Origin of the sequence: Wocania ichthyoenteri Th78 (assembly GCF_000789235.1) — a bacterium.
Classification (GTDB): Bacteria; Bacteroidota; Bacteroidia; order Flavobacteriales; family Flavobacteriaceae; genus Wocania_A; species Wocania_A ichthyoenteri.
The window spans coordinates 2252363-2272346 of the sequence record NZ_KN525716.1 but is presented as its reverse complement, the minus strand read 5'-3'; the positions used below and the strand labels follow the sequence as shown (position 1 = coordinate 2272346).

Here is a 19984-nt window from a genome sequence, read left to right as displayed (position 1 = left end):
CTTACTGTAACCAAAACATCATCACAACTCCCTATAGCATCTACATCAAATGTAAAGTTATAAGTTGCTGGTGTTAACCCTGATAAATCAACTGTATTACCTGTTAATGCTCCAGAAGCATCATCATCATTCCATGTTCCAGTCTGATCTTCTCCTTCTAATAAAGTAAATAAATCAAAGTTTGCTGGTGCTGAACCTTCGCAATATTCTGCTGGTGTGTTAGCGGTACCTGATTCTGGTGCATCTTCAACTATAACAGTAACGGTGCTACTATTTGAGCATCCGTTTGCATCAGTAATACTATAAGTGAAATTGTAAGAACCAATAGTTAGTAGTGTTAAATCAACATCGCTTCCTGATAAAGCTCCTGATGTATTATCATCTGTCCATGTTCCTCCTGCATCTTCTCCGGTCAATTGTCCTAATAAATCTAAAGGCGAATTTGCAACTAAATTATTTTCGCAAAATGTAGCGGCCATTGGTGTACCAGTATTAGGCAACGGATTGATTGTTACACTTACTGTAACCAAAACATCATCACAACTCCCTATAGCATCTACATCAAATGTAAAGTTATAAGTTGCTGGTGTTAACCCTGATAAATCAACTGTATTACCTGTTAATGCTCCAGAAGCATCATCATCATTCCATGTTCCAGTCTGATCTTCTCCTTCTAATAAAGTAAATAAATCAAAGTTTGCTGGTGCAGCATCTTCACAAAATTCGGCTGGGGGATTTGCTGTTCCAGATTCTGGTGCAGGTAATATTGTAATTGAAATGGTTTCATCATCTGTACAAGTTCCATTATCAACAGTGTATGTATACTCATAAGGACTACCCGTAATCGTAAACCCTGTAATATCTATATTGTTTGAAACGGTTGCACTACTAGAATCTGTCCAAGTTCCTCCACTGTCATAAGGAGCTGTTAGAGCATCAAATAAATCAAAAGGTGAGTTTGCTGCTAAATCATTTTCACAAAATTCTATTGCTGGTATTACTTGTATTCCCGCATTTGGATCTTGTAACACTATAACTTGTACCGTAGTAGATTCCTCTGGACAAGGGTTAGGTGATACGTTTTGAGTATATGTAAAATTATATGTTGCTGGTGTAAAACCTGTTAAATCAATTGGAGATGTAACAACTGGATCGGTACTAGTTGTTCCTTGAGTCCATTGACCATTTGGATCGTAATTTTCAATCAGTGTAAACAAATCAAAAGAAGCAGGTAGGTTTGCTTCACAAAAAGAAGCAGGATTTAAAGCTGATGGTGTTCCTGATGATAATGTTTCATAAACTGTTATTGATACAGCAGACGTAGCATCTGGACACGCATTGTTACTTAATACAGTATATGTAAATACAGAAGTTCCCAATGGTAATATTGTTAAATTAACATCACTTCCTGTTAATGCTCCTGTTGTATTGTCATCAGTCCAAGTTCCGCCTGCATCTTCACCAGTTAATTGTCCGAATAAATCCAAAGGCGAATTAGTTATTAAATCATCTTCACAAAATTCGGCTGGTGATGCAGTTCCTGCATCTACAGGTGTACTTATTATTACGGTAACAGGTACTGGCTCACTCTTACAAAACCCTTGTATTTCTATATAGTATGTGTTTCCATCTACCAATGCTGTTCCTGCTGAAAGAGCTGGAGGGATTGTATTACCTGATCCATCAATATTATTATACCAACTATAATTAGTTGCTATAGTTCCTGGATTTAAATCCGCTATAGTCGGATTAGTATCTGAACAAAATTCTTGAGAATCTGTAGGTGTCGGATTTGCTGGCGCTGCTATTACAGCTATACTACCTATCTCTATTTGACTTCTGTCTCCCGAACTATTTATAAATATAATATAATAATCTGCTGGTCCAGATAGAATTGGATCTATAGCATTAACTATGGTAGTTAATTCAAAGTCTAAGTATATTTCTACATCACCCCCTGAAGGAATGGATGGTTGCAAAACTTGATCTATATAATCTTGAAATGTTGGGTTATCATTGCTACAAAAAAATCGATCTAGATTTTCTCCTGAATCATTAACTTCAAAATCTACAATTAGTGCTTGTCTAACTCCACAAGTTCCTGAAGAATCTCCAGCATAATAAGTGCCTTCATACACAAGTTGATTATCATTATATGGTGTACCACCTGTAGCAGCATTATACCAAATAACATCACTCCCTGCTGATGCTATTGCATCTAGATCTAGAAATGTTAAACCAGAAGCATCACTAATTGGTGTTGGGGGTTGAGTAATGCTAGGACACTGTGCATGTAATGAAAATACACTCCAGAGAAATAACATTATAAAGGCAACAAAACTTTTTGCATACCTAAAAAGGGTTTTTGATTCCATAGATTTGGTCAATTAAGTTATAGTTAATAACATTCATTTGTAATAAAATATGACATGCATTTTATTACCATTGCGCAATTTAACCTATTTTTTTGTATTTCATCGATTTTTTTGTATTTATTTTACGTTTTATCGATAAAATTAGTTTTTAAACAAAAAATGCCCACTTACTAAGTGGGCATTTTAAATATGTAAGATATGTATTATCAACTAATGTTGAAGTTCCTCTTCTCCATCTTTTAAAGGAACATTTTGTGGAACAAAATCTACGTCGTGTCCTGGTTTACTATAGTCGTAAGCCCAACGATGTACATGAGGGATTTCACCTTCCCAGTTGCCATGAATATGTTTAACAGGTGCAGTCCACTCCAAAGTAGTAGAACGCCATGGGTTTTGTACTGTTTTCTTTCCGAAAAACATACTACTAAAGAAATTGTATAAGTATACTATTTGTACAATACCTCCAATTAATGCGAAAATAGTAATGATGACATTTACATTAGCTAAATCATCAAATAATGGAAAATTACTGTTAGTATAATAACGACGTGGTAATCCTGCCATTCCTATAAAGTGCATTGGGAAAAATACACCATAAGCACAAACTGCCGTTATCCAGAAATGGATATAACCTAAGTTTTTGTTTAGCATACGACCAAACATTTTTGGATACCAATGATAAATTCCTGCAAACATACCATACAATGCCGATATACCCATTACTAAATGGAAGTGAGCTACAACAAAATATGTGTCATGTACATTAATATCTAAGGCAGAGTCTCCTAAAATAATTCCTGTTAATCCGCCAGTTATAAATGTTGATACAAAGCCAATTGAGAATAACATAGCTGGATTCATTTGGAGGTTACCCTTCCAAAGTGTGGTTATCCAATTGAATGCTTTTACCGCTGATGGTATTGCAATTAATAGGGTTGTAAATGTAAATACTGAGCCTAAGAATGGATTCATTCCTGAGATAAACATATGGTGCCCCCATACTATAGTAGATAGGAATGCAATAGCTAAAATTGAAGCAATCATCGCTCTATATCCAAAAATAGGTTTACGCGAGCTTGATGCCATAATTTCGGAAACCAAACCCATTGCTGGTAAAATTACAATATATACTTCTGGGTGACCTAAAAACCAAAATAAGTGTTCAAACAATACTGGAGACCCTCCTTGATAATGCAACACTTCGCCTTGAATAAATATATCTGATAAGAAGAATGATGTTCCAAAACTTCTATCCATTATTAATAATAACGCTGCCGATAATAATACTGGGAACGATACTACACCAATAATAGCTGTTACAAAAAACGCCCATATTGTTAAAGGTAATCTAGTCATAGACATGCCTTTAGTACGTAAGTTAATTACAGTAACAATATAGTTAAGTGATCCTAATAATGATGAGGCAATAAATATTGCCATAGACACTAACCAAAGTGTCATTCCCATACCTGAACCTCCTTGTGCCATTGGTAAAGCACTTAATGGTGGATAGATTGTCCAACCTGCTGCTGCTGGACCAGCTTCAACAAATAACGAGATAACCATGATTACACTCGATAAAAAGAATAACCAATACGATACCATATTTAAGAAACCTGATGCCATATCTCGTGCACCAATTTGTAACGGAATTAATAAGTTACTAAATGTACCACTTAATCCTGCGGTTAATACAAAGAATACCATGATGGTACCATGTATAGTTACTAATGCTAAATAAATATCGGCATCCATAACACCGTCTGGTGCCCATTTACCTAATAAGGCTTCAAATAACACATTTGGTTCTTCTGGCCATGCGATTTGCATACGAAACATCATAGACATTAATACACCTATAACTCCCATAATAGTACCCGTAATTAGATACTGTTTTGCAATCATTTTATGGTCTTGACTAAATATATATTTAGTTACAAACGTTTCTTTATGATGATGTCCGTGGTCGTCGTCGTGAGCGTGGTTATCTGCGTGTGCTGACATAATCTTATATCGTATTTATCTTTTTAATTAGTTAATTAGAGAGTTTTTAAATTCTTTTTGCTCTTTCATCCAAGCATCATATTCTTCTTGTGTTTCTACTACAATTTTCATTTGCATATTGTAGTGTGATTTTCCACAAATCTTATTACATAGTAGTATATAGTCAAACTCATAACGCTCTAAAGCTTCTTCGCCTTTAGCAATCAATGGCTTACTATTTTCAACTCTAATTTTATTAATTCGTGCAACTTTTTCCTGCATTTCTGGTGTTTGTCTCATATCTGCAGTAGTTACAGTTGGCGTAAAACCAAATTGGGTTATCATTCCAGGAACACAGTTCATTTGTGCTCTAAAATGTGGCATATATGCAGAGTGCAAAACATCTTGAGAGCGCATTTTAAATAATACGGGCTTGCCTACTGGTAAATGCAACTCTGTAGTAATCACATCGTCTTGTGCGTTTGGATCAGATTCATCTAAACCTAAAATGTTAGCTCTATCAATATCTATTAAACGTACATTAGCTTTACCTAAAGTATTATCATTCCCCCCGTATCTTGCTTTCCAGTTAAACTGTTGCGCATATAATTCTACTATTAACGGATCATCACTTTCATCAACACCCATAATGTTTATCCAAGTGTTTAATCCATATATAATTAAACCTGCTAAAACAATTACTGGGATAATGGTCCAAATAGCTTCTAATTTATTATTATCAGCAAAGAATAGTGCTTTTTTACCTTTTTCTCCTTTGTATTTATATGCAAAGTAGTGTAATAAAAATTGTGTAATCGTTTGCACTATAAATATTACGACCATAGAGATAATCATTAAATTATCTATAGTTGGCCCATGCTCTGAAGCAGAATTAGACATTAATGGCAAGTCACCCCATTTTACAAAACACACAATGGTAATGATATAAATGAAAGCTAAAAAGCCCATCATTAAATATCCATTAATGGTATTATCTTTATCTGTAGCAACTCCTGGTATATTATCGTTTTTAGCTTGTGCTAAATCGAAAATTTTAACCATTTGCCAAATGGCAACTAAAATAAATACTAAAACTATAATTGTTAATAAAGCAGTCATTGGTATCGTTCGTCTTTATTTATATCTTAATTAATAATGAAATTCTTCGCTTTCTTTTTTGAAAGGGTATCTTTTTACTAGCAATGGTGCTTTTGTTAAAGCTGTAAATACTACAAATATAAACAAGCCTGCAAATAGTAATATAGAGCTTATTTCTGGAATACCTATAAACCATCTGTCTCCTACTGTTGCTGGCATAATCATATTGAAAATATCTATGTAATGTCCAAATAAAATAACTAAACCTGCCATAACCACAAACCAAGGAATTCGTTTGTAATCAGCATTCATTAACATTAAAATTGGGAACACAAAATTCATCACTACCATACCTAAGAATGGTAATTGATAATCTGCAAAACGTGTTACAAAATAGGTTACCTCTTCTGGAATGTTTGAATACCAAATTAGCATAAATTGTGAGAACCATAAATACGTCCAGAAAATACTGAATGCAAACATATATTTAGCTACATCGTGCAAGTGGTTTTCATTTACAAACTCTAAATGCCCTCTAGATTTTAAGTAAATAGAAATTAATGCGATAACTGTAATACCACTTACAAACATGCTAGCAAATACATACCAACCGAATAAAGTTGAGAACCAGTGTGGGTCTACACTCATTATCCAATCCCATGACATCATAGATTCTGTATAAATAAAGAATACTAAAAAGCCTGCTGCAATACGGAATGATTTTTTAAAGTTACTATTATCTTCTGCTGTATCTTGAGCAATAGAGAATTTACGTGAAAAATGACGGTATAAACTCCAGCCTGCAATAAATATCAATCCACGAATAATAAATCCAGTTAAGTTTAAGAAACCTGATTTACCTTGTATTAACTTATCATGCTCTACAACTTCTGGATCCATCCAAATAAATAAATTGTAATGTCCAATAGTACCAGAAGCCACAGCAATTCCTAAAACAATTAATGCCCCAGGCAATAAATAAGCTGTAATACCTTCCATTACTCTAAATAATACTGGAGACCAACCTGCTTGTGATGCAATTTGAATCGCATAAAATGCCAAAACACCTAAAGCAATCATCATAAAGAAAAAGGCCGCTACATAAAGTGCAGACCAAGGTCTATTTGCTATTTGGTGTTGTACATGTTCTACATGCTCTTTATGTTCATCTACTTCTGCATGCGCTTCTTCACCATGTGAGTCATCATTGACACTTGTATCATGAGATGGTGTAGCATGCGCAGCTTCTTCACCGTGACCGCCACCATGTGATTCTTCTGCAAGTAAGTGCTCAACTTCTTCAAAAGATTTATGAGATGTCATAAAACCATATCCAACGCCTAATGCCCCTAAAATCATTAGTATGAAAGAAAATGTCTTTAATTTATTTGAAAATGTGTACATATCTTATATAATCTTACTTTTCTAAATCTGCTTTTAATTTCAACACGTATGAAACAACTTGCCAACGCTCTTCTTCTTTCAATTGGTTAGCATAAGACCCCATAGCATTCTTACCATAATAAATAGTATGATAAGTACTTCCTGCAGTTATCGCTCTACCAACGTCATCATAACTCGGAATCCCAAGAATTTTTTCGCGTTTCACTAAATTACCTTGTCCATCACCTTTATTCCCGTGGCAAATTCCACAGTATATATTGTAAAGTTCTTTTCCTCTTTCTAAATCTACTTGCGTTGAGTCTAAAGGACTCATTAATGTTGCTTTAGCTAACTCATAACCTTCTGTTGTGTTTTCAATATCAAAAGGAATGTGTCCTCTTGCAACAGATCCATCTACTGGTAATTGTGCTTCTATCCCATTTGGAAAAGCAGCTTCTCCGTAAGTTTCATATCCAGCAGATTCATACATATTTGGCATGAATTGATAATTTGGTGCTGTACTTTTATTACAAGATACTGCTACAAATACAACTGCTAATACTAATATTTTAATTAAGCCTTTCATATTAATGTCCATCTTCTTTATCAATAATATTAATCTCAACTGCTCCAGTTTCTGCTAATAAATTTTGTAGTTCATTTTCATTTCCATGAACTGCAATTTCCATTAAGAAATGATCATCAGTTGTTCTTGGATCTGGATTTTCTGCTTTTTTAAACGGCCACATTCTACTACGTAAGTAAAAGGTAATTACCATTAAGTGGGCTGCAAAAAACACAGTAAGCTCAAACATAATTGGCACAAACGCAGGCATATTTTCTATATAACTAAAGCTTGGTTTGCCTCCAATGTTTTGAGGCCAATCTTCAATCATAATAAAATTCATCATAACAATTGCTACTGTTAAACCTATTAACCCATATATAAATGCTGTAATAGCAATACGAGTTGGAGCTAGTCCCATAGCTTTGTCTAATCCGTGAACCGGAAACGGTGTATATATCTCTTCAATATGATGTCTTTCTGCCTTAACTTTTTTAACAGCCGACATTAATACATCATCATCAGTATAAATAGCGTGAATAACTTTTGAAGCTTCCATTGACTATATTTAGTTTATTAATTTTTTAGCTTGTCCAGACCAATCATCACGTTCTGCTCTTCCAGGGAAAGAGCCTGTAATGCTGTCTAACAAATCATATTCTTTTTTAGTCATCTTACTAACTTGAAGAAACGTATAAATACCAATGCTATTTAATACTTCTTCCATTTTAGGACCGATACCATTTACTTTCTTTAAATCATCAGCAGTTTGTGTAGCGGCATCAAAAGAGCCAATACTTCCAAGTAAGCTACTTACTTTTTCTGAATTATCATCACTTGATGTTTCGGCTAGTTTGGATACTGTTCCTCCAGATGTTCTGGCATCAACACCAGTTCCAACTAAGCTATCTCCTCTTTCTCTAATTTTCTTATAGCGCTCTCCAGATGATTTTAAAATCGTCTTAACCTCTGCCTGTGCAATTACAGGGAATGTTCTTGAGTATAGTAAGAATAAGACAAAGAAGAATCCAATAGTTCCTATAAATATTCCTATATCAACAAATGTTGGAGAGAACATAGTCCATGAAGATGGCAAATAATCTCTATGTAATGAGGTTACAATAATTACAAAACGTTCAAACCACATTCCTATATTTACTACAATAGAGATAAAGAATGAGAACATGATACTTGTTCTTAACTTCTTGAACCACATAAACTGTGGAGAGAATACGTTACAAGTCATCATCGCCCAATATGCCCACCAGTAAGGTCCAGTTGCTCTATTTAAGAACGCATATTGTTCATATTCTACACCAGAATACCATGCAATAAATAACTCAGTAATATATGCCACACCTACTATAGAACCTGTAATCATGATTACAATATTCATTAATTCAATGTGTTGTACTGTAATATAATCTTCAAGGTTACACACTTTTCTCATGATAATAAGTAGTGTATTTACCATAGCAAATCCTGAGAATACCGCACCAGCAACAAAGTATGGTGGAAATATAGTTGTATGCCAACCAGGAATAACTGATGTTGCGAAGTCAAACGATACAATAGTATGTACAGAAAGTACTAAAGGTGTTGCTAAACCAGCAAGTACTAAAGATACTTCTTCAAAACGTTGCCAATCTTTTGCACGACCAGACCATCCGAAACTTAATAAAGAATATATTTTCTTTTGGAAAGGTTTTATTGCCCTATCACGTAACATGGCGAAATCTGGTAATAAACCTGTCCACCAGAATACTAATGATACCGATAAATATGTTGAAATTGCAAATACATCCCAAAGTAAAGGCGAGTTAAAGTTTACCCATAACGAACCAAATTGATTTGGAATTGGTAATACCCAGTACCCTAACCATGGACGACCCATGTGAATAATTGGAAATAAACCGGCTTGTACTACAGAGAAAATGGTCATTGCTTCCGCAGAACGGTTAATGGCCATTCTCCATTTTTGACGGAATAATAAAAGTACCGCAGAAATTAGTGTTCCTGCATGACCAATACCAACCCACCAAACGAAGTTAGTAATATCCCAAGCCCAACCTACGGTTTTATTTAAACCCCAAGTTCCAATACCTGTTGATATGGTATAAATGATACATCCAATACCCCAAAGAAAAGCGGCAAGTGCAATACCAAAAACTATCCACCATTGTTTATTTGCTTTTCCTTCTACAGGTGCAGCCACATCCACAGTAACGTCGTGGTATGATTTTTCGCCTGTAACTAAAGGTCTTCTAATAGGTGCTTCGTAATGAGACGCCATAATTATATAATTGATTCTTTAATTAGATTTATGCTTCAGTTGTATTTCTCACTTTTGTTTGATACTGCACATTAGGCTTTGTACCAACACTTTCTAATAAGTGATACATACGATTATCTTCTTTAAGTTTTGCAACTTTACTAGTCTTATCATTAATGTCTCCAAAAGTCATAGCGCCATTGCTACAAGCTGCAGAACATGCAGTTTGGAATTCTCCATCCTTAATTTCACGTCCATCACGTTTTGCATCAAGAATAGTTTTTTGTGTCATTTGAATACACATAGAACACTTTTCCATCACACCACGAGAACGTACAACTACATCTGGGTTTAATACCATGCGTCCTAAATCATCATTCATATGATAATCGAATTCATCATTCCCATTATATAAGAACCAGTTAAAACGACGTACTTTATAAGGACAGTTGTTTGCACAATATCTAGTACCTACACAACGGTTATAAGCCATATGATTTTGACCTTGACGACCATGAGATGTTGCTGCCACAGGACAAACTGTTTCACAAGGTGCATGATTACAATGCTGACACATTACAGGTTGGAAAGCTACTTGAGGGTTAGCTGAAGCATTTTCCATTTCTCCTAAAGCAGTAGTAATGGCTAATCCTTTTGTTTCATTCTTTTTAGTATTATCGCCTTCAAAAGATTCTTCAGATGAATAATATCTATCAATACGTAACCAGTGCATATCACGACTACGACGTACTTCTTCTTTACCAACTACTGGCACATTGTTTTCTGCATGACAAGCAATAACGCAGGCCCCACATCCTGTACAAGCATTTAAGTCGATTGATAAATTAAAGTGATGCCCAATAGAACGATCAAACTCATCCCATAAATCAACATCTGGGGATGTTACTGGAGTTTCAACGTGATTAAGTGACACCATAGGAATGGCATTCCAATGTTTCTTATCTTTCGTATTGAAAATCTCTAGAGTGGTTTCTTTTATAATATCACCACGACCCATTAAGGTATTATGCAACTGCACAGAAGCAAATTCATGCTCGCCAGATGTTGGCTCGATAGTAACAGACTGTACAGTGTTAAAATCTTGATATAATGCATAGGCGTTAACACCTGTTTGCATCTCTTCTTTTAAGCCTAACGTTTTTCCGTAACCAAATGCTAATCCAACTGAACCTTTTGCTTGTCCTGGTTGAATCATTACTGGCGCTGTAATTGTTACACCATTTACAGTTACATTAGCATAACTACCATTTAAAGCTCCTGTAGCAACGTGAGTATTTACTAAACCTAATGCATCTGCATCAGCTTTAGAAATAGTTAAATAGTTATCCCAAGAAGCTCTTGTAAGCGGATCTGGAAACTCTTGTAACCATGGGTTGTTGGCTTGTTGCCCATCACCCATACCTATTTTGGTATATAATGTTAATTCGAATTCTGAATCAGTTTTTACAGATGCAGCTAAAGTTCTAGCTGCATTTCCTAAAGGAGTTTCTACTTCCTCAACAGTCTCAGCAGTGTCTTCAGTTTCAGTTGCAATAGTTCCAACATAAACACCATCGTGTAACGCTTTGTTAAAAGAACTTCCACCTAAAATAGTAGTTCCCCAAGCATCTTTTATATAATCGTGATAGGACACATCGTTTCCTGTCCACTTTAATAAAGCATCTTGAAATTGTCTTGTATCAAACAAAGGACGAATTGTTGGTTGCGTTAATGCATAATGTCCTTTTTTAAGTTCAACATCGCCCCAAGATTCTAAATAATGAGGTGCTGCTGCGATATATTTACATAATGTAGCTGTCTCGTCTTCTTTCATTGAAAACGCAACAGATAAATTCACTTTTTTTAATCCTTCAACAAATCCTGAAGCATCAGCTAAAGTATAAACTGGATTTACACCACTCATTATAAGTGCTCCAACAGAACCAGCTTTCATATCGGCAATTAATTTAGCTACCGCTTTATCACTGCCCTGTCTTGTTTTAATAGGCGTATCCGCATCAAACGCTTTACTGTTTAAAGCTTCATTTATTTCTAAAGCAACTGTTTGTGCGTTTACATCATTAATTCCTGTAACAACTAAACCATTACTACCCGCTTTCTTTAATTGAGAAGCTGCTTTACTAATAGCATCTTCAATATGCGCAGGTAATTCTTTTGCTGAAACCGATCCACCAACTACTTGACTATATAATTTAGCTAAAGCTATTTTTTGTTGACTTGGTGTTAAAGGCACGCGCTTATCTGCATTGGCACCAGATAAAGTCATATTAGACTCAAACTGTACGTGACGAGACATTTTTCCGTGATCTGGCACTCTGTTTTTAGAATATCCCGAATCAAAACCTCCACCTTGCCAATCTCCTAAGAAATCTGCACCAACGGAAACAATAGTCATCGCTTTCGAAAAATCATAATTTGCTAATCCGCGCTCGCCATATTTTGCTTGAAAAGCATCAAGTGCCGTAGATTCTGAAACAGCATCGTACACTACGTGACGTACATTACCAAACTTTTCTTTAAACTCAGCTATTAATTTGCTTGTGGAAGGGCTTGCAAAAGTTTGTGTTAATAACACAATATCTTTACCAGAATCTTTAAGCAAATTTAAACCAGAATTCATTTCAACATCAAAATCAATCCAATCAATAGATTCTCCGGATTTTCTTGGACCTTGAACTCTTAAACTATCATACAATCCTAAAACCGACGCATTTACTCTAGCATTAGCACTACCATTGGTAGTCGCCAAAGCATTATTTTCAATTTTAATTGGACGACCTTCACGCGTTTTTACTAAAACACTTGCAAAATCAAAACCATCAGCAATTGTTGTTGCATAATAATTGGCAACACCAGGTATAATTTCTGTAGGTTGCACTACGTAAGGAATAGATTTAACTACCGGCCCTTCGCAAGCAGCAAGTGATGCTGCAGCAGTACTAAAACCAACATATTTTAAGAAATCGCGACGTGTTGTTGAAGTAGCTTCTAATGTATCTTTATCACCTAAAAATTCATCAGTAGGAATTTCTTCAACAAACTCGTTTTGTTTTAGCGTCTCAACAATAGAGCTATTTTCGTTTAGCTCTTCAACACTTTTCCAGTATTTCTTGTTTGATGACATATTATATAATTGAATTACTTCTTGTTTTTATTATTTAAAATTTTTACGCTTTCGCGGAAAAACCGCATATTTAATAGTGACATTTACCACATTCTAAACCACCTTGCATAGCAACAGTAAGTTTATCTACACCATATTTTTTAGTTAACTGCTCATGTATTTTAGTGTAGTATGCATTATCTTTCACATTAACATTTGTTGTTCTGTGACACTCAATACACCAACCCATTGTTAATGGTGCATGTTGATACATGATTTCCATTTCTTCAACAGGACCATGACATGTTTGACACTCTACACCAGCAACAGTTACGTGCTGTGAGTGATTGAAATAAACAAAATCTGGCAAATTATGAATACGCGTCCATTTAACTGGCGTACCTTCATTTACATATTTCTGCTCTTCATCACTCCAACCTGCAGCAGCATAAAGTTTTTGAATTTCACCATCGTAAAATTCTTTAGAGTATTCTGCTGTAGCTGTTTCTGGAGACACCTCGTAAATAGACTTATGACAGTTCATACACACATTTAAAGATGGAATTCCAGATGTTTTACTTGTTCTAGCTGAAGAGTGACAGTATTTACAATCTATACCGTTATCACCTGCATGAATTTTGTGCGAGTAATGAATTTCTTGTATAGGTTGATACCCTTGATCTATTCCTATTTGCATAAAATAACCGAATGCAAAATACGCACTTGCTAATAAAAAGAAAATAGCAGTAACTAACATTAAGAATTGATTCTTAATAAAAGCTTTCCATAGAGGCGTGCTTTTTGAATCTTCTTCTACTTCAATGCCTTGTGCAGAAGCAAAACGACGTAACGTTTTGTTTACTAAAAATAAACCAGCAGCTAGTAGTATAAATAAAATAGCTAAAGCACCTAATATTATTTCGTTTGATACACCGCCAGTTGTTGCTGTAGTTTGAGCTGTAATTTCCGAACCTGGAACTGGAGTTGGAGCCTTCTTTTCCTCAGCCGTGTAAGCAAGAATATTATCTATATCTTCATTTGATAATTGTGGAAAAGCGGTCATTGCAGCACCTCCATACTCATTATAAATCTTGTTAGCATAAGCATCACCAGATTTAATCATACCTGCGCTATTCTTTACCCAAGTATAAAGCCATTCTCTATCTAATCCTTCATCATCAGCTAAACGTTGCTCTACATTACGCAGGGCAGGACCAGTCATTTTCTTGTCTAAAGTATGACAAGCAGCACAATTGGCATTAAATAATGATTTTCCTTTTGCTGAATCTCCTTCTTGAGCCGAAAGAGTTGTTGTAAATGTTAGTAAAATAACGAACCCGAAACGAAAAATATTTGAGGTTAGTTTACGGTAAATTACCTGTATCATATTGTTGGTTAAATTAACTTCTAAACTTTGGTATGATTTTTTCATTTAATAATAGAAAAAAATACAGTTAAAAAAATCTTTCGCAAAAGTAATATTAAAAGTCGATTTTAGAAATGTTACAGAAGTGTTAATTGATAATTTAGAGGGATTCTAAATAATAAAAAGAACCATAATTAAGTTAATAACGTATACATTTGTATAAAATATTTTAAGAATGAACATATTAAAATTTAAACCCAGCTTATTTTCTGTTATATGTTTTGTGCTAATCTCTGCAAATTGCTTTGCACAACAAGGACATGTTACTATAAATCAAGATAAGAGTATACCCAAATTATTAGCTCTTAAAAAAGAGCTTAATAAAGATGAAAATACCTCTGATAGATACAAAATACAAATCTTTAATGGTAATCGTGCTGGTGCGACTTCAGCTCAAAAAGAATTTCATTCTATATATGGTGATTGGCACTCTAAAATTGTTTTTGATACGCCAAACTTTAAAATTTGGGCTGGTAATTTCAGAACACGTTTAGAAGCTGATAGAGCTTTAAAAAGAATTAAAAGAAATTTTCCTAGCGCGTTTATTTTTAAACCGAAAAAAAGCTAATTTCTGGAAGGGTATATACCATCTAATGCAATTATATAATTAATTCCAATATATGGGTCTCTTGTATATAACTTAGGGCTGCTACTTTTAACGGTATAAATTTCATTTGATTTACCTGAAGCATCTTCAAAAACACTCACTTTTATTAATTCTTTTGTTTCTGAACCCCCTTTTTGTCCAAGCCTTACATTATTTAAATTAACTCCTTGCCCTTTATGAATAGGAGTTCTTCCACGTAAATCTGGTAACCCAAATGTTGTTCTTCCGTCTCCTCCATAAGTAGTGCCTAACAAAGAAAACAAAGCACTATTTTGACTTATTGGAAGTAATTGTCCTTCACAGAATGCCCAACCTCTTGGTGCAAAATTACCTGCAAACATTTTAATTTCCCCCATCATAGGCTCTTGGGCTAAAGAAATAGAGGTAGATAATATAAAAATTAATAATAAAATTGAACACTTGGTTTTCATAAGAGTAGTTTAATTTATAATTACAAATACAATTTAGAAAAAAAAATTAACTTCATAAAAAAAGCGACCAAATTAGTCGCTTTTTATTTTTTATTTATTGAGTATTATTTCAATTTCTTTTTAACCTCAACTTCATGGAAAGCTTCAATAATATCGCCTTCTTTAATATCGTTGTAGTTTTTAATTTGCATACCACAATCATAACCTTTACTTACTTCTTTAACATCGTCTTTAAATCGTTTTAAAGAAGCTAATTCACCTGTATAAACCACCACGCCATCTCTAATTAAACGAATACTAGAGCTTCTAAGTATTTTACCATTAGTAACCATACAACCTGCAATGGTTCCAATTTTAGATACTTTAAACATTTCTCTAATTTCAGCAGTTCCAGTAATCTCTTCTTTAAGTTCTGGAGATAACATACCTTCCATGGCATCTTTAAGATCGTTTATAGCATCGTAAATAATAGAGTAAGCTCTAATATCAATTTCTTCTTTATCAGCAATCATTCTTGCATTTCCAACAGGGCGTACATTAAATCCGATTATAATAGCATCTGAAGCAGTTGCTAACAATACATCACTTTCTGTTATAGCCCCTACACCTTTATGAATAATGTTTACATGAATTTCTTCAGTTGATAATTTTTGGAATGAATCTGTAAGTGCTTCAACAGAACCATCCACATCACCTTTAAGAATAATATTTAATTCTTGGAAATCACCAAGTGCTATACGTCGACCAATCTCATCAAGTGTAATATGACGTTGTGTTCTAACCGATTGTTCGCGTTGTAATTGTGCACGTTTAGTTGCTATTTGTTTAGCTTCACGTTCGTCTTCAAATACATTAAACTTATCTCCTGCTTGAGGCGCACCATCTAATCCTAATATAGATACTGGTGTTGATGGTCCAGCTTCAGTAACATCATGACCACGTTCATCATGCATCGCTTTAACTTTTCCACTATGTTGACCAGCTAAAACATAATCTCCAATTTTTAAAGTTCCAGCTTGTACTAATATTGTAGAGACATAACCACGACCTTTATCTAAAAAGGCTTCAACAACTGTTCCTTGTGCTGGTTTATTTGGGTTTGCTGTAAGCTCTAATAACTCAGCTTCAAGCAACACTTTTTCTAATAATTCTTTAATACCAGTTCCTACTTTAGCTGAAATATCGTGCGATTGAATTTTTCCTCCCCAATCTTCAACTAGTAAGTTCATTTGAGCTAATCCGTCTTTAATTTTTTCAGGATTTGCGTCTGGTTTATCTATTTTATTGATTGCAAAAACAATAGGAACTCCTGCTGCTTGCGCATGCGAAATAGCCTCTTTTGTTTGTGGCATAATATCGTCATCGGCAGCCGCTACAATAATTGCAATATCTGTAACTTGAGCACCACGTGCACGCATCGCTGTAAAGGCTTCGTGACCTGGCGTATCTAAAAATGCGATTTTTTGACCATTTTCCAATTGCACCCCGTAAGCACCAATATGCTGCGTAATGCCTCCTGACTCTCCTGCAATTACGTTTTCTTGACGAATGTAATCAAGAAGTGATGTTTTACCATGATCGACATGCCCCATTACTGTTACAATTGGCGCACGTGGTTTTAAATCTTCTGGTTTATCCTCTACTTCTTCTATAGATTCTTCAATATCTGCTGTTACAAACTCTACTTTATAACCAAATTCTTCTGCAACAATGGATAGTGTTTCAGCATCCAATCGCTGATTCATGGTAACCATCATTCCTAACGACATACATGCCGATATAATTTGAGTTACGCCAACATCCATCATGGTTGCTACTTCGTTTGCAGTTACAAACTCAGTAACCTTAAGGATTTTGCTTTCTGCTGCTTCTATTTGCTCATCAATCTCAGATTGTTCTCTGTGTTGATCTCTTTTATCTCTTCTGTATTTAGCACCTTTGCCTTTGCTAGATTTACCTTGAAGCTTTTCAAGTGTTTCACGCACTTGTTTTTTTACATCTTCTTCACTAGGTTCTTCTTTAACAATGTTTCTTCTGCCTTGACCTGGTTTTCCTTTAAACCTATCGTTTCCCCCTGGTCTATTTCCGGCACCTCTATTTTGTGCTGTACCAGACCCTGGTGCTCCAGCTTTACTAATACGACGACGCTTTTTCTTGTTTGCAGTTCCTTCACCTTTTTTAGCGTCAGGTTTCTTTTCTTCTTTCTTTTTCTTAGGCTTAGAAAACTTAGATAGATCAATTTTATCACCTGCTATTTTTGGACCTGTAAGCTTCTTGTATTGAGTCGTTACCTTTTCATCTGGAACAAGCTCTCCATCTTCATTTAGTTTTTCCTTTTTAGGAGCAACTTCTTTAACCTCTTCCTTTTCTTTCGTTTTAGCTTTAGGTATTTTAACCTCTAGAGGCTCTTCAACCTTTACTTCAACTTCCTTTTTAGCTTCTTTTTTAACTGGTTCTTTAGGTGCTTCTGAAACAATAACATCTGCTTCTTTTTTAGCAACTACTTTTTCTTCCTTCTTTTTAGGCTCTAAATCAATTTTACCAACAGTTTTTGGTCCAGAAAGTATTTTAGCTGCTTTAACAACTTCTTCTTTTTGGGCTGTAACTTTTTGCTTTTCTTCAAGTTCGCGCTCGCGTTGCTCTCGCAATACTTCTTTCTCTTTTAGTTTTGCTTCACTAACTTCTTTAGATGCTACTTTTTTGCTAGCATCTGTTTCAAATTCATCAGAAAGAATTTTATACGTCTCTTCAGAAATTTTTGTAGTAGGTCGCTTCTCTATTTCTACACCTTTGGAATCTAAAAATTCCACAGCACGATCTAGAGAGATATTAAGCTCGCGTAATACTTTATTTAATCTAATTGTTTCAGCCATAAATTGCCTTTAAAATACTCAAATATATATTATACCCATTCAATCATAAAATTAAATTGGTATTTATTCTTCGAATTCTTCTCTTAGAATTCTAATAACATCATTAATTGTTTCTTCCTCTAAGTCTGTTCTTTTAACTAAATCTACTACATCTTGTTCTAAAATGCTTTTAGCAGTATCTAGTCCAGCTTTACTAAACTCTTCTATAATCCATCCTTCAATTTCATCAGTAAACTCTCTTAATTCTACATCTTCTTCTGCACCCTCTCTAAATACATCTATCTCGTAACCAGTTAATTGACCCGCCAAACGAATGTTATGACCACCACGACCAATAGCTTTACTTACTTCTTCTGGTTTTAAAATAACCTCAGCTCGTTTTGTTTCTTCATTTAATTTAATTGAAGTTACTCTAGCTGGACTTAATGCTCTGGTTACATATAATTGTATATTGTTGGTGTAGTTTATAACGTCGATATTTTCGTTACCTAACTCACGAACAATGCCGTGAATTCTAGAACCTTTCATACCTACACAAGCTCCAACTGGATCAATTCTATCATCATAAGAATCTACAGCTACTTTTGCTTTTTCACCAGGAATTCTTACTACATTTTTAATGGTTATTAAGCCATCAAAAACTTCTGGAATTTCTTGCTCAAATAATTTTTCTAAAAACTTAGGTGAGCTTCTAGACATAATAATAGTTGGTTTAGCACCTTTAAGCTCTACACTATCAATTACACCACGAACATTATCTCCTTTTCTAAAAAAATCAGAAGGAATTTGTCTGTCTTTTGGCAACACAATTTCATTACCATCATCATCTAATAAAATAACAGCTCTGTGACGAATATGGTGCACTTCTGCTGTATAAATCTCTCCCACTAAATCTTTAAATTGCTTATAAATTATGGTGTTATCGTGTTCATGAATCTTAGAAATAAGGTTTTGACGCAAAGCCAAAATAGCACGTCTCCCTAAATCTATAAGTTTTACTTCTTCAGATACATCTTCACCTACTTCAAAATCTGGCTCAATTTTACGAGCTTCAGTTAATGAAATTTCTTGATTTGGTTCTTCAACTTCGCCATCGGCAACCACTATTCTATTTCTCCAAATCTCTAAATCGCCTTTATCTGGATTTACAATAATATCAAAATTATCGTCATCTCCATATTTCTTTTTTAAGGCACTTCTAAATACATCTTCTAAAATAGCCATTAACGTTACTCTGTCAATTAACTTATCGTCTTTGAATTCTGAAAATGATTCAATTAACGCTACATTTTCCATAAATCTGAATTAAAATTTAATCATAACTTTTGCTTCTACAATATCTTTATAAGCAATATTTGCTTCTTTCTTTACAGTTACTTTGCCTTTTCCTATTGGCTTTGGCTCTCTAACTTTCCATTTTAATATAATGGCATCTTCGGTAGCTTCAGCAAGAATTCCTTCTATTCTTTCAGAATTTGTTCTTACTTCTAGCGTTCTATTTATATTTTTTTTATACTGCCTATTATGTACTAATGGTGCTGTTGCACCAGAAGACATAACCTCTAAAGAAAAATCTTGTTCTTCTCTATCTAAATTATGCTCTATCGCTCTGCTGATAAACATACAGTCTTCAACCAAAACGCCATTATCGCCATCTATAATGACTTTGATATGATTACTACTATCAATAGAAAAATCAATAAGAAATAAATCTGATCTCTCAATTAGTGCAGTTTCAAGTAAATCTGTAACCGTTTTTTTAAACATTTTTAGTATAAAAAGAGGGGACTTTCCGTCCCCTCATTATCTTAATTTTGCCTTTCAACGGTGCAAATATATAATATTTT

The 19984-nt window shown here is 34.4% G+C and carries 14 protein-coding genes; 1 reads left to right on the top strand and 13 read right to left on the bottom strand.

Going from position 1 to position 19984, the window contains the following annotated elements; translation table 11 throughout:
* The 9 genes from RG22_RS17995 to RG22_RS09880 form a co-directional block, all read right to left on the bottom strand.
* Positions 1-2375, bottom strand: a 2375-nt coding sequence (locus tag RG22_RS17995) for a hypothetical protein (protein WP_204244181.1), incomplete at its 3' end; no start/stop codon positions are given.
* A 210-nt stretch (positions 2376-2585) separates the two neighbouring features.
* A complete protein-coding gene (locus RG22_RS09915) occupies positions 2586-4379 on the bottom strand; it encodes a cytochrome c oxidase subunit I (RefSeq protein ID WP_034042874.1) in 1794 nt (597 codons plus the stop codon).
* A 27-nt stretch (positions 4380-4406) separates the two neighbouring features.
* Positions 4407-5477: a cytochrome c oxidase subunit II gene (locus tag RG22_RS09910; protein WP_034042872.1), complete on the bottom strand. Its 1071-nt coding sequence runs from the start codon at positions 5475-5477 to the stop codon at positions 4407-4409.
* A gap of 30 nt (positions 5478-5507) precedes the next feature.
* Positions 5508-6860 (bottom strand): hypothetical protein, encoded by a 1353-nt coding sequence (locus RG22_RS09905; protein ID WP_034042870.1) that lies wholly within the window; start codon positions 6858-6860, stop codon positions 5508-5510.
* A 13-nt stretch (positions 6861-6873) separates the two neighbouring features.
* Positions 6874-7437 (bottom strand): c-type cytochrome, encoded by a 564-nt coding sequence (locus tag RG22_RS09900; RefSeq protein ID WP_420804773.1) that lies wholly within the window; start codon positions 7435-7437, stop codon positions 6874-6876.
* Positions 7427-7963 carry a DUF3341 domain-containing protein gene (locus tag RG22_RS09895; protein WP_034042868.1) on the bottom strand — a complete coding sequence of 179 codons (537 nt, stop codon included), beginning with the start codon at positions 7961-7963 and terminating at the stop codon, positions 7427-7429. The genes RG22_RS09900 and RG22_RS09895 overlap by 11 nt, the downstream gene beginning before the upstream one ends.
* Before the next feature lie 9 nt (positions 7964-7972).
* Positions 7973-9697, bottom strand: a complete 1725-nt coding sequence (gene nrfD, locus RG22_RS09890) for an NrfD/PsrC family molybdoenzyme membrane anchor subunit (protein WP_081997702.1) — start codon at positions 9695-9697, stop codon at positions 7973-7975.
* Between the two features lie 28 nt (positions 9698-9725).
* Positions 9726-12821 carry a TAT-variant-translocated molybdopterin oxidoreductase gene (locus RG22_RS09885; protein ID WP_034042866.1) on the bottom strand — a complete coding sequence of 1032 codons (3096 nt, stop codon included), beginning with the start codon at positions 12819-12821 and terminating at the stop codon, positions 9726-9728.
* A 70-nt stretch (positions 12822-12891) separates the two neighbouring features.
* Positions 12892-14187: a c-type cytochrome gene (locus RG22_RS09880; RefSeq protein WP_034045952.1), complete on the bottom strand. Its 1296-nt coding sequence runs from the start codon at positions 14185-14187 to the stop codon at positions 12892-12894.
* A gap of 214 nt (positions 14188-14401) precedes the next feature.
* Here RG22_RS09880 and RG22_RS09875 point away from each other — a divergent pair, with 214 nt between their 5' ends.
* The gene (locus RG22_RS09875) at positions 14402-14794 is read left to right on the top strand and encodes an SPOR domain-containing protein (RefSeq protein ID WP_034042865.1); all 393 of its coding nucleotides are present in this window, start codon (positions 14402-14404) and stop codon (positions 14792-14794) included.
* Here the strand turns inward: RG22_RS09875 and RG22_RS17640 are convergent.
* From RG22_RS17640 to rimP, 4 genes are all read right to left on the bottom strand, one after another.
* Positions 14791-15192 carry a phage tail protein gene (locus RG22_RS17640; RefSeq protein ID WP_034045949.1) on the bottom strand — a complete coding sequence of 134 codons (402 nt, stop codon included), beginning with the start codon at positions 15190-15192 and terminating at the stop codon, positions 14791-14793. The genes RG22_RS09875 and RG22_RS17640 overlap by 4 nt on opposite strands.
* A 176-nt stretch (positions 15193-15368) precedes the next feature.
* Positions 15369-18137 carry a translation initiation factor IF-2 gene (gene infB / locus RG22_RS09865; protein ID WP_034042863.1) on the bottom strand — a complete coding sequence of 923 codons (2769 nt, stop codon included), beginning with the start codon at positions 18135-18137 and terminating at the stop codon, positions 15369-15371.
* A gap of 63 nt (positions 18138-18200) precedes the next feature.
* Positions 18201-19433 carry a transcription termination factor NusA gene (gene nusA, locus RG22_RS09860; RefSeq protein WP_034042861.1) on the bottom strand — a complete coding sequence of 411 codons (1233 nt, stop codon included), beginning with the start codon at positions 19431-19433 and terminating at the stop codon, positions 18201-18203.
* 9 nt (positions 19434-19442) lie between these two features.
* Entirely contained in the window at positions 19443-19904 is a 462-nt protein-coding gene (rimP, locus tag RG22_RS09855; protein WP_034042858.1) for a ribosome assembly cofactor RimP, read from the bottom strand.
* Positions 19905-19984: the final 80 nt, after the last annotated feature.

Coding starts and splice junctions, on each gene's coding strand:
- RG22_RS17640 (WP_034045949.1), bottom strand. CDS start 15,192: ATGATGGGGGAAATTAAAATGTTTGCAGGTAATTTTGCACCAAGAGGT.
- RG22_RS09895 (WP_034042868.1), bottom strand. CDS start 7,963: ATGGAAGCTTCAAAAGTTATTCACGCTATTTATACTGATGATGATGTA.
- RG22_RS09880 (WP_034045952.1), bottom strand. CDS start 14,187: ATGATACAGGTAATTTACCGTAAACTAACCTCAAATATTTTTCGTTTC.
- infB (WP_034042863.1), bottom strand. CDS start 18,137: ATGGCTGAAACAATTAGATTAAATAAAGTATTACGCGAGCTTAATATC.
- RG22_RS09905 (WP_034042870.1), bottom strand. CDS start 6,860: ATGTACACATTTTCAAATAAATTAAAGACATTTTCTTTCATACTAATG.
- RG22_RS09885 (WP_034042866.1), bottom strand. CDS start 12,821: ATGTCATCAAACAAGAAATACTGGAAAAGTGTTGAAGAGCTAAACGAA.
- nrfD (WP_081997702.1), bottom strand. CDS start 9,697: ATGGCGTCTCATTACGAAGCACCTATTAGAAGACCTTTAGTTACAGGC.
- RG22_RS09910 (WP_034042872.1), bottom strand. CDS start 5,477: ATGACTGCTTTATTAACAATTATAGTTTTAGTATTTATTTTAGTTGCC.
- rimP (WP_034042858.1), bottom strand. CDS start 19,904: ATGTTTAAAAAAACGGTTACAGATTTACTTGAAACTGCACTAATTGAG.
- RG22_RS09915 (WP_034042874.1), bottom strand. CDS start 4,379: ATGTCAGCACACGCAGATAACCACGCTCACGACGACGACCACGGACAT.
- nusA (WP_034042861.1), bottom strand. CDS start 19,433: ATGGAAAATGTAGCGTTAATTGAATCATTTTCAGAATTCAAAGACGAT.
- RG22_RS09875 (WP_034042865.1), top strand. CDS start 14,402: ATGAACATATTAAAATTTAAACCCAGCTTATTTTCTGTTATATGTTTT.
- RG22_RS09900 (WP_420804773.1), bottom strand. CDS start 7,437: ATGGACATTAATATGAAAGGCTTAATTAAAATATTAGTATTAGCAGTT.